This is a genomic window from Micromonospora vinacea (assembly GCF_015751785.1).
Lineage (GTDB): Bacteria > Actinomycetota > Actinomycetes > Mycobacteriales > Micromonosporaceae > Micromonospora > Micromonospora vinacea.
This window is the reverse complement of record NZ_JADOTY010000001.1, coordinates 5,901,906-5,914,629: the sequence shown is the minus strand read 5'-3', so window position 1 is coordinate 5,914,629 and position 12,724 is coordinate 5,901,906. Positions and strand designations below refer to the sequence as shown.

Annotated in this window: 12 protein-coding genes; 9 read left to right on the top strand and 3 right to left on the bottom strand. The window is 72.2% G+C overall.

What is annotated here, in order from left to right; all coding sequences use genetic code 11:
- Nucleotides 1–28 precede the first annotated feature (28 nt).
- Entirely contained in the window at nt 29–793 is a 765-nt protein-coding gene (locus tag IW249_RS27775; protein ID WP_196923457.1) for a YqjF family protein, read from the top strand.
- Here the strand turns inward: IW249_RS27775 and IW249_RS27770 are convergent.
- Together IW249_RS27770 and IW249_RS27765 are read right to left on the bottom strand one after the other, a co-directional pair.
- Nucleotides 787–1,764 (bottom strand): aldo/keto reductase, encoded by a 978-nt coding sequence (locus tag IW249_RS27770; RefSeq protein ID WP_196923456.1) that lies wholly within the window; start codon nt 1,762–1,764, stop codon nt 787–789. The two genes, IW249_RS27775 and IW249_RS27770, sit on opposite strands and share 7 nt — an antisense overlap.
- Before the next feature lie 102 nt (nt 1,765–1,866).
- Entirely contained in the window at nt 1,867–2,277 is a 411-nt protein-coding gene (locus IW249_RS27765; RefSeq protein WP_196923455.1) for a VOC family protein, read from the bottom strand.
- 152 nt (nt 2,278–2,429) lie between these two features.
- On the opposite strand from IW249_RS27765, the gene IW249_RS27760 reads away from it, so the two are divergent.
- Genes IW249_RS27760 through IW249_RS27745 form a run of 4 tightly spaced genes read left to right on the top strand, consistent with a single transcriptional unit; the run spans nt 2,430 to nt 4,615 of the window.
- Nucleotides 2,430–2,801 carry a hypothetical protein gene (locus tag IW249_RS27760; protein ID WP_196923454.1) on the top strand — a complete coding sequence of 124 codons (372 nt, stop codon included), beginning with the start codon at nt 2,430–2,432 and terminating at the stop codon, nt 2,799–2,801.
- Nucleotides 2,802–2,835: 34 nt separating this feature from the next.
- A complete protein-coding gene (locus tag IW249_RS27755; protein WP_196923453.1) occupies nt 2,836–3,396 on the top strand; it encodes a carboxymuconolactone decarboxylase family protein in 561 nt (186 codons plus the stop codon).
- 5 nt (nt 3,397–3,401) lie between these two features.
- A complete protein-coding gene (locus IW249_RS27750) occupies nt 3,402–3,980 on the top strand; it encodes a TetR/AcrR family transcriptional regulator (RefSeq protein ID WP_196923452.1) in 579 nt (192 codons plus the stop codon).
- A 32-nt stretch (nt 3,981–4,012) separates the two neighbouring features.
- A complete protein-coding gene (locus IW249_RS27745) occupies nt 4,013–4,615 on the top strand; it encodes a dihydrofolate reductase family protein (RefSeq protein ID WP_196923451.1) in 603 nt (200 codons plus the stop codon).
- A gap of 41 nt (nt 4,616–4,656) precedes the next feature.
- On the opposite strand, the gene IW249_RS27740 is transcribed toward IW249_RS27745, so the two are convergent.
- Nucleotides 4,657–5,601 carry a GlxA family transcriptional regulator gene (locus tag IW249_RS27740; RefSeq protein WP_196923450.1) on the bottom strand — a complete coding sequence of 315 codons (945 nt, stop codon included), beginning with the start codon at nt 5,599–5,601 and terminating at the stop codon, nt 4,657–4,659.
- A gap of 53 nt (nt 5,602–5,654) precedes the next feature.
- Between IW249_RS27740 and IW249_RS27735 the strand changes: the two genes are divergently transcribed.
- The 4 genes from IW249_RS27735 (at nt 5,655) to IW249_RS27720 (ending at nt 12,720) form a co-directional block, all read left to right on the top strand.
- Nucleotides 5,655–6,221, top strand: a complete 567-nt coding sequence (locus IW249_RS27735) for a DJ-1/PfpI family protein (RefSeq protein ID WP_196923449.1) — start codon at nt 5,655–5,657, stop codon at nt 6,219–6,221.
- A 113-nt stretch (nt 6,222–6,334) separates the two neighbouring features.
- On the top strand, nt 6,335–9,004 hold the full coding sequence (locus tag IW249_RS27730; RefSeq protein WP_196923448.1) for a carboxylate--amine ligase/circularly permuted type 2 ATP-grasp protein: 2,670 nt from the start codon (nt 6,335–6,337) through the stop codon (nt 9,002–9,004).
- A gap of 89 nt (nt 9,005–9,093) precedes the next feature.
- Entirely contained in the window at nt 9,094–10,872 is a 1,779-nt protein-coding gene (locus IW249_RS27725; protein ID WP_196923447.1) for an N-acetylglutaminylglutamine amidotransferase, read from the top strand.
- Entirely contained in the window at nt 10,873–12,720 is a 1,848-nt protein-coding gene (locus IW249_RS27720) for a S9 family peptidase (RefSeq protein ID WP_196923446.1), read from the top strand.
- Nucleotides 12,721–12,724 lie beyond the last annotated feature (4 nt).

Here is a 12,724-nt window from a genome sequence, read left to right as displayed (position 1 = left end):
GGCCCACCGCTTGGGCCACGATGAGAGCGTGCACCCCGAACCGGTCGACCACGCACCCCGGCAGGCGTTTCCCTGGGCGCTCCTGCGTCAGCGCTGGGAGGACCTCACCTTCCTGCACTGGGCCGTCGCTCCGGAGGTCGTCGCGCCGTTGCTGCCCGCCGGCACTCGCCCGGACACGGTGCAGGGGGTCAGCTATGTCGGCCTGATCGGGTTCCGGATGGTCGGTCTGGGCTTCGGCCGTGGCCCCGGGGTGCCGTACTTCGGCACCTTCTGGGAGACCAACGTCCGGCTCTACTCGGTCGACGACGCCGGCCGGCGAGCTGTCGTGTTCCGGTCCCTCGACGCGTCCCGCCTGCTGCCGGTGCTGGTGGCGCGGGTGACGCTGCGCCTGCCGTATCTCTGGTCGTCGATGCGGTTGGACCGCGACGGCGACCGCCGCACCTACCGTTGCCGGCGGCGCTGGCCGGGGCCGGCGGGAACGACGAGCCGGATGGTGGTGCGGGTGGGGGAGCGGATCGTCGACCCGACCCCGCTCGAACACTTCGTCACCGCCCGCTGGGGGCTGCACACCCGGGCGTACGGGCGCACGTTGCACCTGCCGAACTGGCATCCGAGCTGGCCGCTGCACCGCGCCGAGGTGCTGCACCTGGATGACGAGTTGGTGGCCGCCGCCGGGCTGCCAGCGCCGGTCGGGCCGCCGGTGAGCGTGCTCTACTCACCCGGTGTCGGGGTCAGGTTCGGCCCGCCGGTGGCGGCCCGGCCGCGGGGTGCCGGGCCGCCGGAATCTCAGTAGCGGCCACCCTCGGGGGCGGGCAGCGCGTCCAGGTCGGCCAGGTCCTCGGCGCTGAGCCGCACGTCAGCGGCAGCGCAGTTGTCCACCAGGTACTTCGGCGTCTTGGTGCCGGGGATCGGGATGACCTGGTCACCCTGGGCCACGACCCACGCGAGGGCGACCTGCGCGGGGCTGAAGCCCGCCCGGTCGGCGATCTCCCGCACCCGGGCGACGATGGCGAGGTTGGCGCGTAGCGCGTCCTGCTGGAAGCGCGGCAGGCCACGCCGGAAGTCGTCGGCGGGCAGGTCGTCGAACGAGGTGAACCGGCCGGCGAGGAAACCGCGACCCAGCGGGGAGAACGGCAGGAAGGCGATGCCCTGCTCGGCGCAGTACGGCAACACCTCGGCCAACGGGTCGCGCGTCCACAGTGACAGCTCGGACTGCACCGACGCCACCGGGTGCACCGCCTGGGCCCGCGCGATCTGCGCGACCGTCACCTCGGACAGCCCGAGCTGCCGGGCCTTACCCGCCGCCACGACCTCGGCCATCGCACCCCAGGACTCCTCGATGGGCACCTCCGGGTCGACCCGGTGCAACTGGTACAGGTCGACGTGGTCGGTGCCGAGCCGGCGCAGGCTCTCGTCGATCGCCGCGCGGATGTGCTCCGGGCGACCGTTGTTGCCGATCTTCGGTGAGTTGCCGGGGCCACCGCTGGGGGAGGTGGCCACCAGGCCGACCTTCGTGGCCAGTACGGCCCGCTCCCGATGCCCGCCGGCCAGTGCCCGCCCGACCAGTTCCTCGTTGGTGTACGGCCCGTACACGTCCGACGTGTCGATCAGCGTCGCGCCCAGGTCCAGTGCCTGACGGATGACGCCGATCGAGGTGTCGTCGTCGCGAGGGCCGGTGATGTCGTAGCCGTGGCTCATGCCCATGCAGCCGAGGCCGATGACCCCGACCTCGGGTCCGGTGCTGCCCAGCGTGGTGGTTCGCATGCGCCCCACGCTACGACCGGAGCGGGTGGACCACCAACGCCGGCGTCGCCTACGCCACGTACGACGTGGAGCGCGAGCCGTCGTACGGCAGCGTCCTGTAATTCAGGACCTCAGCTGGGTGAAGCGGATGCTGTTGCCGAACGGGTCGCGCAGGGCGCAGTCGATCCCGTAGAAGCGATCGGTGGGTTCCTCGGTGAACTCGACGCCCCGGCTCAGCAGCGTCTCGTACGTCTTGCGGCAGTCGTCGGTGGAGAAGATGAGCGAGCCGCCCATTGCGCCCTTGGTGACCAGGGCACGGACCTGCTCGGCGGTCTCCTCGGACATCGCCGGTGGGCCGGGCTTCTCCAACAGGATCTGGCGACCCGGCTCGCCGGGGACGCTGACGGTCAGCCAGCGCATGAAGCCCATGTCGACGTCGGCGTTGACCTCCAGGCCGAGCTTGCCGACGTAGAAGTCGAGGGCCTTGTCCTGGTCGAGGACGTAGATCTGTGAGTGCGTGATCGCGGTGAACATGCACGTCACGCTAGGGGTGGGCGCTACCGGACGCTTATCCAAAACTGCTCAGTGACGACTCTCACCAGTACCGGACTCGTGAGTCCGGTACGGTGGAGGCTAAGCGGACCCATGAGTCCGGATGTGCCCGACAGTCACCCACGAGGAGCCCCATGACCCCGGTACGGATCAGCGACGCCCTGCGCGCGGTCGTCTTCGAGCCGACCCGCGACCTGACCGAAGCGCTCGACGAGTTCTACGCCCCCGACTACACCCACCGCAGCGACGGCGAGACCCTCGATCGGGCCGGATTCGTCGAGATGGTGACCCGGGTACGCGGTCAGGTCGTCAGCGGCACCGTGCGGGTCCTCGACGAGCTGCGCGACGGCCTCCGCTACGCCGAACGGCACGTCTACGAGATCACCCTGGCCGACGGGTCGACCGCCCAGCGGGAGATCGCCATCTTCGGGACGTACGCCGAGGACGGCCGCTTCCGCCACCTCAGCGAGACCGGTTTCGACCTCCCCGCCGACGACGTCGCCTGAACAACCCCGACGAACGACAGCACAGGAGAGAACCATGCCCCGTCTCGCCGACCCCGACCCGAACGCCTTCCCGGCGGACGTCCGGGAACTTCTGTCCACCCTGCCGCCGGACCCGATGGTCAAGATGCTGGCCCACTCGGTCGGTACGGTAAAACTGTTCGTCGACCTCGCGAGGGCGCAGTTCACCTCGCTGGAGCTGCCGGCCCGCTCGCGGGAGCTGGTCGTCCTGACCGTTGCCGAATACGCGGAGTGCGAGTTCGAAGCCGCCCAGCACAGGCCGATGGCCCTGGAGGCCGGTCTCGATCAGCGCGTCATCGAGATCATCAGCGCTCGGGACCTCGACAACCCGGAGCTGTCGCCGTCCGACCGGGCTCTCATCCGCTTCACCGCCGAGGTGGTGCGATCTCCACGCATCTCCGACGAACTGTTCGACCAGGTGCGGCACGTCCTGAGCGAACGCGAGATCGTGGAGGTGCTTCAGGTGGTGGGTTACTACTGGTCGTTCAGCCGGGTCTGCACCGTGCTCGACGTCGAACTCACCAAGGTGTACAGCGACGAGCGGGTGGTCTCCGGCGATGCCGGCCGGGCAGACTGAGATCCATGGCAGAGTCCGACTCCGAGCCGACGTCGAGCGACCCGGATGCTTCCCATCGGCGTCTGGACGCCCGTCGCAACCAGGAGCGGGTCATCGCCGCCGCCCGGGAACTCTTCAGCGAGCAGGGTCTCCAGGTGACGGTGCCGCAGGTGGCCGAGCGGGCCGGGGTGGGTCGCGCGACGGTGTACCGCAGCTACCCCAGCAAGGAAGACCTGATCGTCGCGGTCGTCCAGCGGCAGTTCGAGGAGCTGGAGCAGCGCACCCGCGCGGCGCTCGACGGCGTCGACGCGTACCGGGAGTGGTGTTCCTTCGTGCCCGACCTGTTCGGACGCCTCGCGCGCGACCGGGTCCTCGCCGACGCGTTCTTCGAAGGCCGGCTGGTACCCGCCGCGCGCATCCTGGACCTGATCGGGCAGCTGGTGGCGGCGGCCCGATCGTCCGGCAAGATCCGCCCGGACGCCGGGGTGCTGGACATCCGGGTGCTCCTGTGCGGGGTGGTCCGGCAGCTCATCGTGCTCGACGAGCGCGACCCGGCGGTGTGGCGCCGGTACGCCGACCTGGTGCTCAATGCGCTACGCCCCTGACGATGGCAGCTCACGGACCGAGGAGTGGATCGATGACGAAGGTGACGACCTGGGCGACGATGTCGTTGGACGGCTACATCGCGGACGCGTCCCACGGTGGCTTCGAGTACCTGTTCCAGTGGTACGAGAACGGTGACGTCGAGACCCCGACGGCCGACCCCGAGCTGACCTTCCGGACGTCCGCTGTGAGCGCCCGGCATCTGCGGGCTCTCACCGAGCGGACCGGAGCGCTCGTCGTCGGCCGGAGGCTCTTCGACATCACCAGCGGGTGGGGTGGCCGGCATCCGTTGGACGTGCCCGTCGTGGTGGTCACCCACAGCGTGCCGGAGGGCTGGGCACCCGAGAACGAGTCCTTCGTCTTCGTCACCGACGGCATCGAGAGCGCCGTCGCCCGGGCGAAGGCGATCGCCGGCGACAAGGAGGTCGGCGTCAACGGCGGCACCATCGCCGCCCAGGTCGTCGAGGCCGGCCTGCTCGACGAGGTGCACGTCGAGCTCGTCCCGGTCCTGCTCGGCGCTGGCATCCCGCTCTTCGCCGACCTGAAGATCGCGCCACTCCAGCTGGACGGCCCGTTCAGCGTCGTCGAGGGCGTCGGTGTCACCCACCTGGCCTACCGGGTACGCCCAGCGGCCTGAGCGGCCTTGCACCATGACCGCGCCATGGCCACCGTCGGAGGTCAGGGGGTGAAGGCCCGCCGGTACGCGGTGGGGGTGGTGGCGAAGGCCCGCTGGAAATGCGTCCGGAGGTTGGTCGCCGTACCCAGGCCGGTGCGCCGTGCGACCTCGTCGATGGTGATCCCGCCGTTCTCGAGCAGGGTGCAGGCGGCGCGCAGCCGTTGCTGGATCAGCCAGGCTCGTGGGCCCATCCGGAACCGACTCTGGAAGGCGCGGTGCAGCGTACGGCTGGACATCACACCCTGTCGGGCAAGGTCCGCGACAGTGATCGGGCGGTGCAGGTTGCCGCTCGCCCAGGCGGTGACAGTGGCCAACTCGTCGTCCTCGCCCCCAACGCCGACCGGGATGAACTGGGCCTGACCGCCGGCTCGGTGCAGCGGTGTGACCATGTGGCGGGCCCGTTGGATGGCGGCAGCCTGCCCGTGGTCGCGGCCGACGAGGTAGAGGCACATGTCCAGACCGGCGGCGAGTCCGGCGCTGGTGACGACCTCACCTTCGTCGACGTAGAGCGCATTCGCGTCCACGAACACCCGCGGGTGCTCGCGGGCGAGCGCGTCGGCGTGCGCCCAGTGGGTCGTCGCGCGGCGGCCGTCGAGCAGACCGGCCTGGGCCAGCGCGAAGGCGCCGGTGCAGATCGACGCGATGCGGGCCCCACGACGGTGGGCCAGCCGCAGCGCGTGGAGAGCACGGGGCGGTGCCGGGCCGCGGCGGAAGCCGGGGACGATCACCGTGTCGGCATCGTCGAGCGCGTCGAGCGTCGCGGCGACGGTCAGCTCCAGGCCAGCCGTGGTGGTGGTGACCGAACCACCGTCCAGTGTGCACACCGTCATCGTGTACCGGCCGTGGCCCTCGTGCCCGAACACCTGCGTCGCGATGGTCAGATCGAAGGCGACGACTCTGGGGAGGGCGAGGACGGCGACCCGATGCGTGGCGGAACTCTTACGCATGATGGCAAGGATGCCACTCGTCGCCGCCCGCTCGACGGGAGATTCTGGGCCGTATGCGAATCGAGATCGTGGTGTTCGACGGCTTCGACGAACTGGACGTCTTCGGGCCGTTCGAGGTGTTGTCGATGGCCGGCTTCGACGTGGCGCTCGTCGCCGTCGAACGGCCGGGGCTGGTCACCAGCATGCGTGGTGTCCAACTCCAGGTCCCCGAGGTGCTGAATCAGGCGGATGGCGTGATCGTTCCGGGTGGCGGATGGCTGAACCGGGCTGCCGAGGGTGCCTGGGCGCAGGCGCAGCGCGGTGTGCTGCCGGCGAGGCTGGCCGAGCTGGCACCATCGGCGCGGTGGATGGCGTCGGTGTGCACCGGCGCGTTGGTGCTCGCGGCCGCCGGCCTGCTGACGGGTCGTCGGGCGACCACCAACCGCAACGCGTACGACGAGTTGCGCGCCCACGACGTCACCGTCCTCGACGAGCGGGTGGTCGACGACGGTGACCGGGTCACCGCCGGTGCGCTGTCGGCCGGGCTCGATCTGGGCCTGTGGCTCACGGAACGCGAAATCGGCGCCGCCACCGCCAACCGGGTCGCCGCGTCCATCGAGTACCCGGCTGCGGGTCGCTGAGCAGCCCGGACAGAACGGGCGCGTCACCTTAACGCGCCGGAAACACCCCCGGTACCAACCCTGGGAACGCTCGTCGGACAGTCGAGAGCACCGACACGCGAACCGGGGTGACCATGGCCGACAACACCACGAACGCGCCGACGTACGACGGGCCGGTGGGCCGGTCCGGCAACGGCCGGATACTGCCCACCCCCCGCACGAACCCGCTCCTGTCGCTGGACGACGGCGACCCGGCGGACCTGGCCACGATCGGGGTGGAGGAGGAGTTCCACGTCGTCGACCTGCACACCCGGGAGTTGGTGCCCCGCGCCGGGGAGTTGCTCGACCGTCTGCCGGCCGCCTCGTTCACCGCCGAGCTGCACCGCAGCGTGGTGGAGACCAACACCGCGGTCTGCCGCACCCTGGACGAGATCCGCGCCGAGCTGACCCGGCTGCGTCAGGCGGCCGTCCAGGTCGCCGACCGGGCTGGGCTGGGCATCGTGGCGGCCGGTACGGTGCCGCTGCGCGCCGACGGCGACCCCAGCGTCACCCCCACCTCCCGCTATCGGCGGATGCTCGACGAGTACCAGATGCTCGCCCGGGAGCAGTTGATCTGTGGGGCGCAGGTGCATGTCGGCGTCTCCGACCGGGACCTGGCCGTGGCGGTCACCCGTCGGGTCCAGCCGTGGCTGCCGGTGCTGCTCGCCCTCTCCACCAGCTCGCCGTACTGGATGGGCCAGGACAGCGGGTACGCCAGCGTCCGATCGCTGGTCTGGCAGCGCTGGCCCACCGCGGGTGACCCGGGTGAGGTGACCAGCGCGGCGGACCACGAGGCGCTGGTCGCCGAGCTGATCTCCTCCGAGACCATCACCGACCCCGCCATGATCTATTTCGACGTCCGGCCGTCTGCGCACGTGCCCACAGTGGAACTGCGGATCACCGACGCCAACGCCGATGTGGAGACCATCGTCCTGCTCACCGGCCTGTTCCGGGCGCTCGTCCGGCGGGAGGTCGCCGCCCTGCGCGCCCGGGTGGAACGCACTGCCGTACGACCACCGGTGCTGCGCGCCGCCGTGTGGCGGGCCGCCCGCTCCGGTCTGGAAGGTGACCTGCTCGACCTGCCCCGGTCGGCCCGACCGGTGTCGGCCGCCCAGGCGGTCCGCCGCCTGGTGACCGACCTGCGCCCGCAGTTGGAGGCGACCGGGGACTGGGAGCAGGTCAGCGAGTTGACCCGCTACGCGCTGGAACGCGGCAGCTCCGCCGCCCGGCAGCGGCGGGCGTACGAGCGACGGGGCCGGTTGGCCGACGTGGTCGACCTGCTGCTCGACGAAACCCGGGGCCGGGTCCGGGGGCCGCTGCCCGGTGCGCCGACACCGCCGGCGCTGCCCACGTACGCCGACGCCGGCGACGAGGTCTTCGGACCGGCCGGACCGCAGCCGGCGTACGCCCCGATGCTCGCGGCCCTGCGCCAGCTCGGCGCCGGGGCCCTGCGCCAACGCGAGCACGACCGGGACGAGGAGCAGCGTGCCCGGGGGGTGACGTTCAGCGTGGCCGGCGAGGCGAGCACCCGGCTCTTCCCGGTGGACCTGGTGCCCCGGGTGGTGCCGGCCGCCGACTGGCGGACTCTTCGTACCGGTCTGGTGCAGCGCGCCCGCGCCCTCGACGCGTTCCTGCGCGACGTCTACGCCGACCGGGCGGTGGTGGCCGACGGCGTGGTGCCGGCGTGGGTGGTGGAGTCCTCACCCGGGCTGCGCCCGACCGGGGCGCTGATGGGCCGGCGGGGCACCCGCGCCCAGGTGTCCGGGACCGACCTCGTCCGGGACCCGGACGGCGGCTGGTACGTGCTGGAGGACAACCTGCGGGTGCCCTCCGGGATCGGCTACGCGGTGCAGAACCGTCGGCTGACCCAGGCGGTGCTGCCGGAGCTGCCGGTGCCGGAGGACCTGCTGCCCGCCGACGAGACGCCGGCGATGCTGTACCGGGCGTTGGTCGCCGCCGCCCCCGCCGCGGCCGACGACCCCGCCGTGGTGGTGCTCAGCAGCGGCCCCGGTGACCCGGCGTGGTTCGAGCATCGGCTGCTCGCCGACGAGATGGGGGTTCCGCTGACCGAGACCAGCGACCTGCTGGTGGAGGAGGGCCGGGTCCGGCTGGTCCGCGAGGGCTGCCGCCGCGAGGTCGACGTGATCTACCTGCGGATGGACGAGGAGGCGCTGCTGCACGCACCGGGCGCGGACGGAGTGCCGCTGGGATGGCCGCTGCTCGCCGCGGTGCACGCCGGGCGGCTCACGCTGGCCAACGCGCTGGGCAACGGTGTCGGCGACGACAAGGCGCTGTACGCGTACGTGCCCCGGCTGATCGAGTACTACCTGGGCGAGAAACCGCTGCTCGGGGACGTGCCGACGTACCTGTGTGGGCTGCCCGAGCAGCGGGCCGAGGTGTTGGGCCGCCTCGACGAGCTGGTGCTCAAGCCGGTCGACGGGTACGGCGGTGACCGGGTGGTGATCGGCCCCCGGGCCGAGGCCGAGGAGCTGGACGCCGTCCGGGAGCAGATCCTCGCGGCCCCGCACCGGTGGATCGCCCAGGAGATGATCGCGCTGACCACCCACCCGGTCTTCGACGGCACGGCGCTGGCCCCCCGCCACGTCGACCTGCGGGCCTTCGTGTTCCTCGGGGACACCGCCGAGGTCGCGCCGGTGGCGCTGACCCGGGTGGCGCCAGCCGGCAGCATGATCGTCAACTCGTCGCGAGGCGGCGGGTCGAAGGACACCTGGCTGCTCGGTGGAGCCGACGAACCGTCGGTGTAACCCACGCTTGACCCACACGTCATCGGGACGCAACCCGGTCCGCCAAGCCTGGACCGGTCAGCGGCCCCAGCCGATGAGAGGTGCCTGCCATGTGCGGTATCGGAGGCGAGTTCCGCCTCGACGGGACGTCACCGGACCTGGCCGCCGTCGAGCGGATGCTCCCCGCCCTGGCCTCCCGCGGCCCAGACGGCGAGGGCCGGTGGCAGCAGGGGCCGGTGGCCCTGGTGCACCGTCGGCTGCGCATCATCGACCTGTCCGACGCGGGCGCCCAGCCAATGGTCGACACCGGGCTGGGTCTGGCAATGGTCTTCAACGGCTGCATCTACAACTACCGGGAACTGCGCGACGAGCTGACCGCCGCCGGTTACTCCTTCCGCTCCACGTCGGACACCGAGGTGATCCTCAAGGCGTACCACCGGTGGGGGACGGCCTGCGTCGAGCGGTTCTACGGGATGTTCGCGTTCGCCCTGGTCGAGCTGGCCACGCACACCCTGGTGCTGGCCCGGGACCGGCTCGGCATCAAGCCGCTCTACCTGGCCGAGGGGCCGGGCCGGGTGCGGTTCGCCTCGACCCTGCCGGCGTTGCTTGCCGCCGGTGACGTGGACACCGACCTCGACCCGGTGGCGCTGCACCACTACATGAGCTTCCACTCGGTGGTGCCGCCGCCGCGCACGATCCTCGCCGGGGTCCGCAAGCTGCCGCCGGCCACCGTGCGGGTGATCACCGCGGACGGCCGGAGCACCGACACCACCTACTGGCGGCCGGAGTTCAACCGGGCCGCCGCCCCCACCATGTCCGCCGACGAGTGGCAGGAACGGCTCATGGCGGCGTTGCGCACCGCCGTACGACGGCGGATGGTCGCCGACGTGCCGGTCGGCGTGCTGCTCTCCGGTGGTCTCGACTCCAGCCTGATCGTCGCGCTGCTGGCCGAGCAGGGCCAGACCGGGCTGGCCACCTTCAGCATCGGCTTCGAGGCGGCGGCGGGGGAGAGCGGCGACGAGTTCCACTACTCCGACCTGATGGCCCGACACTTCGACACCGATCACCAGCAGATCCGCATCGGCGCGGAACGGTTCGTGCCGGCCGTGCACCAGGCCATCGCGGCGATGAGCGAGCCGATGGTCAGCCACGACTGCGTCGCGTTCCACCTGCTCTCCGAGGAGGTCTCGCAGCGGATCAGCGTGGTGCAGTCCGGGCAGGGCGCGGACGAGATCCTCGCCGGCTACGACTGGTACCCGCCGATGGCGAACGTGGCCCGCGCGGACGCCGTTGAGGCGTACGCCCGGGTGTTCTTCGATCGTCGTCACGACGCGCTCGGCGGGCACCTGGCGCCCGAGTGGATGCTCGACCACGACGCCAGCCTGGAGTTCGTCGCCGCGCACTTCGGCGCGCCCGGCGCGGACACCGCGCTGGACGCGGCGCTGCGCCTGGACAGCCTGGTGATGCTCGTTGACGACCCGGTCAAGCGGGTCGACAACATGACGATGGCCTGGGGGCTGGAAGCGCGGGTGCCGTTCCTCGACCACGAGGTGGTCGAACTGGCCGCCGCCTGCCCACCCGGCCTGAAGCTGGCGCAGGGCGGCAAGGGCGTGCTGAAGGCGGCGAGCCGGGGCATCGTCCCGGACGAGGTGATCGACCGGCCGAAGGGCTACTTCCCAGTGCCCGCCATCCGGCACCTCTCCGGCCCACTGCTCGACGACGTGCGGGACGCGCTGACCGCCCGACCGGCGCGCGAGAGGGGACTGTTCCGCAAGGACTACCTGGAGGAGTTGCTGGACGCGCCGAACGCCCAGCGGACCACGCTGGGCTCCAACGCGCTCTGGCAGCTCGGGCTGCTGGAGCTCTGGTTGCAGCGGATCGGGGTTTAGATGAGCGTACGGATTGAGCCGCCGCGCACCGCCCGGCAGGCCCGCCCCGCGAGCCACCGGCCGGTGGCGGCGCCGGTGCCCACCAGCGAGGACTTCGCCCCGGCGCCGTCCCCCGACGGCCGCCGGGTGGCGTTCCTCTCCGACCGGGCCGGCTCGCCCGGCGTCTGGGTCTGCGAGGTCGACGCTGGTGCACCCGTCGCGCTGCCGATGGGCGACGAGCCGGTCCTCGCGCTGAGCTGGTCGCCGGACGGCCAGTGGTTGGCCTGTGTCGTCGCCCCCGGCGGCGCGCCCCGCACCGAGCTGTGGGTGCTGCGCCCGGACGGTACGCGCCGCCACCAGGTCGCCGGGTTCGGCCGCCGCAGCGCCGCGCTGGCCGGCTGGCTGCCTCACGGCGCGGTGCTGGCGGTCACCGAGACCGACGAGCACGGGCAGGCCCTCCTGGTAGACGCGGCCACCGGGCACCGGCGGGTCCTCGCCCAGGGTGACCTGCTCACCCTCCTGGACGTGACCCCGGACGCCGGTGTGGCGCTGTTGCGTCGCGGCCCGCGCAACGCCCGCTGGCTGGAGCTGCTGGACGTGGCGACCGGCGAGCGGCGGCGGCTGTTCCCGGACACCGGCCGGGGCAGCACCGACCAGGGTTGGTTCGGCCCGGACGGCACGAGCGTGCTGGCCCGCACCGACGCGTACTCCGAACTCGCCGCGCTGGTGCGGGTCGACCTGACCCGACCGGAGCAGCCGCCGACCCGGCTCGCCGGGCGATCGGACGCCGAGCTGGAACACGTCACGCCGAGCGCGGACGGGCAGCGCGGCGCGTTGCTGTGGAACACCTACGGCGGGCGCAGCGAGCTGAGCCTGCTCGACTTCGCCAGCGGTGTGCAGCGTGCCGTCGCCGCCCCCGGCGAGGTGCTCGGCGACGTCGTCTTCGCCGCCGACGGCGGTCTGCTCTGCCTCACCGCGCAGGGGCCGGTGCAGCCCCGGGAGGTGTGGCTGGTCGACCCGTCGACCGGGGCGCCACGCCCGCTACGGCCGGACACCGGCGCCCCGCGCGCGGACGATGCCGGTGTCGCGCCGCAACTCCTCGACCTGCGGGCCCGCGACGGGCTGCCGCTCTCCGGCTGGCTGTACCGCCCGGCCGGGCCGGGCCCCTGGCCGACCGCGATCAGCCTGCACGGTGGCCCGGAGGCGCAGGAGCGTCCCGGCTACAACCCGCTGTTCCAGGCCCTCGTGGCGCAGGGCGTCGCGGTCTTCGCGCCCAACGTCCGGGGGTCGTCCGGTTTCGGTCGGTCGTTCGTCGCCGCCGACAACCTCGCCGGCCGCTACGGTGCGATCGCCGACGTGGCGGCCTGCGCCGACTTCCTCGTCGACGCCGGTGTCGCCCGGCCCGGCCAGCTCGGCGTTCTGGGCCGCTCCTACGGTGGTTACCTGGTCCTCGCGGTGCTGGTGAACTTCCCCGGTCTGTTCGCCGCCGGGGTCGCCGAGTGCGGCATCTCCGACTTCCGGACCTTCTTCGCCGGCACCGAGCCGTGGATCGCCGCCGCCGCCGTCAGCAAGTACGGCGACCCGCAGCGGGATGCCGACCTGCTGCGCGACCTCTCTCCGCTGACCCACATCGACCGGTTGGATGTGCCGGTGCTGCTGATCCACGGCGCCAACGACACGAACGTGCCGGCGGGCGAGTCGGCGCAGGTCGCCCAGGCCCTCGCCGACCGGGGTGTGCCGCACGGGCACCTGGTGCTGGCCGGGGAGGGGCACGACTTCCTGGCGCGGGCCAACGCCGAGGCGGCCCGTACGGCCACCACCGGCTGGTTGACCCGGCACCTCGCCGCGACCGCGACCGTCGTCGGCTGAGGCG

Coding starts and splice junctions, on each gene's coding strand:
- IW249_RS27770 (WP_196923456.1), bottom strand. CDS start 1,764: ATGCGAACCACCACGCTGGGCAGCACCGGACCCGAGGTCGGGGTCATC.
- IW249_RS27765 (WP_196923455.1), bottom strand. CDS start 2,277: ATGTTCACCGCGATCACGCACTCACAGATCTACGTCCTCGACCAGGAC.
- IW249_RS27760 (WP_196923454.1), top strand. CDS start 2,430: ATGACCCCGGTACGGATCAGCGACGCCCTGCGCGCGGTCGTCTTCGAG.
- IW249_RS27755 (WP_196923453.1), top strand. CDS start 2,836: ATGCCCCGTCTCGCCGACCCCGACCCGAACGCCTTCCCGGCGGACGTC.
- IW249_RS27750 (WP_196923452.1), top strand. CDS start 3,402: ATGGCAGAGTCCGACTCCGAGCCGACGTCGAGCGACCCGGATGCTTCC.
- IW249_RS27745 (WP_196923451.1), top strand. CDS start 4,013: ATGACGAAGGTGACGACCTGGGCGACGATGTCGTTGGACGGCTACATC.
- IW249_RS27740 (WP_196923450.1), bottom strand. CDS start 5,601: ATGCGTAAGAGTTCCGCCACGCATCGGGTCGCCGTCCTCGCCCTCCCC.
- IW249_RS27735 (WP_196923449.1), top strand. CDS start 5,655: ATGCGAATCGAGATCGTGGTGTTCGACGGCTTCGACGAACTGGACGTC.
- IW249_RS27730 (WP_196923448.1), top strand. CDS start 6,335: ATGGCCGACAACACCACGAACGCGCCGACGTACGACGGGCCGGTGGGC.
- IW249_RS27725 (WP_196923447.1), top strand. CDS start 9,094: ATGTGCGGTATCGGAGGCGAGTTCCGCCTCGACGGGACGTCACCGGAC.
- IW249_RS27720 (WP_196923446.1), top strand. CDS start 10,873: ATGAGCGTACGGATTGAGCCGCCGCGCACCGCCCGGCAGGCCCGCCCC.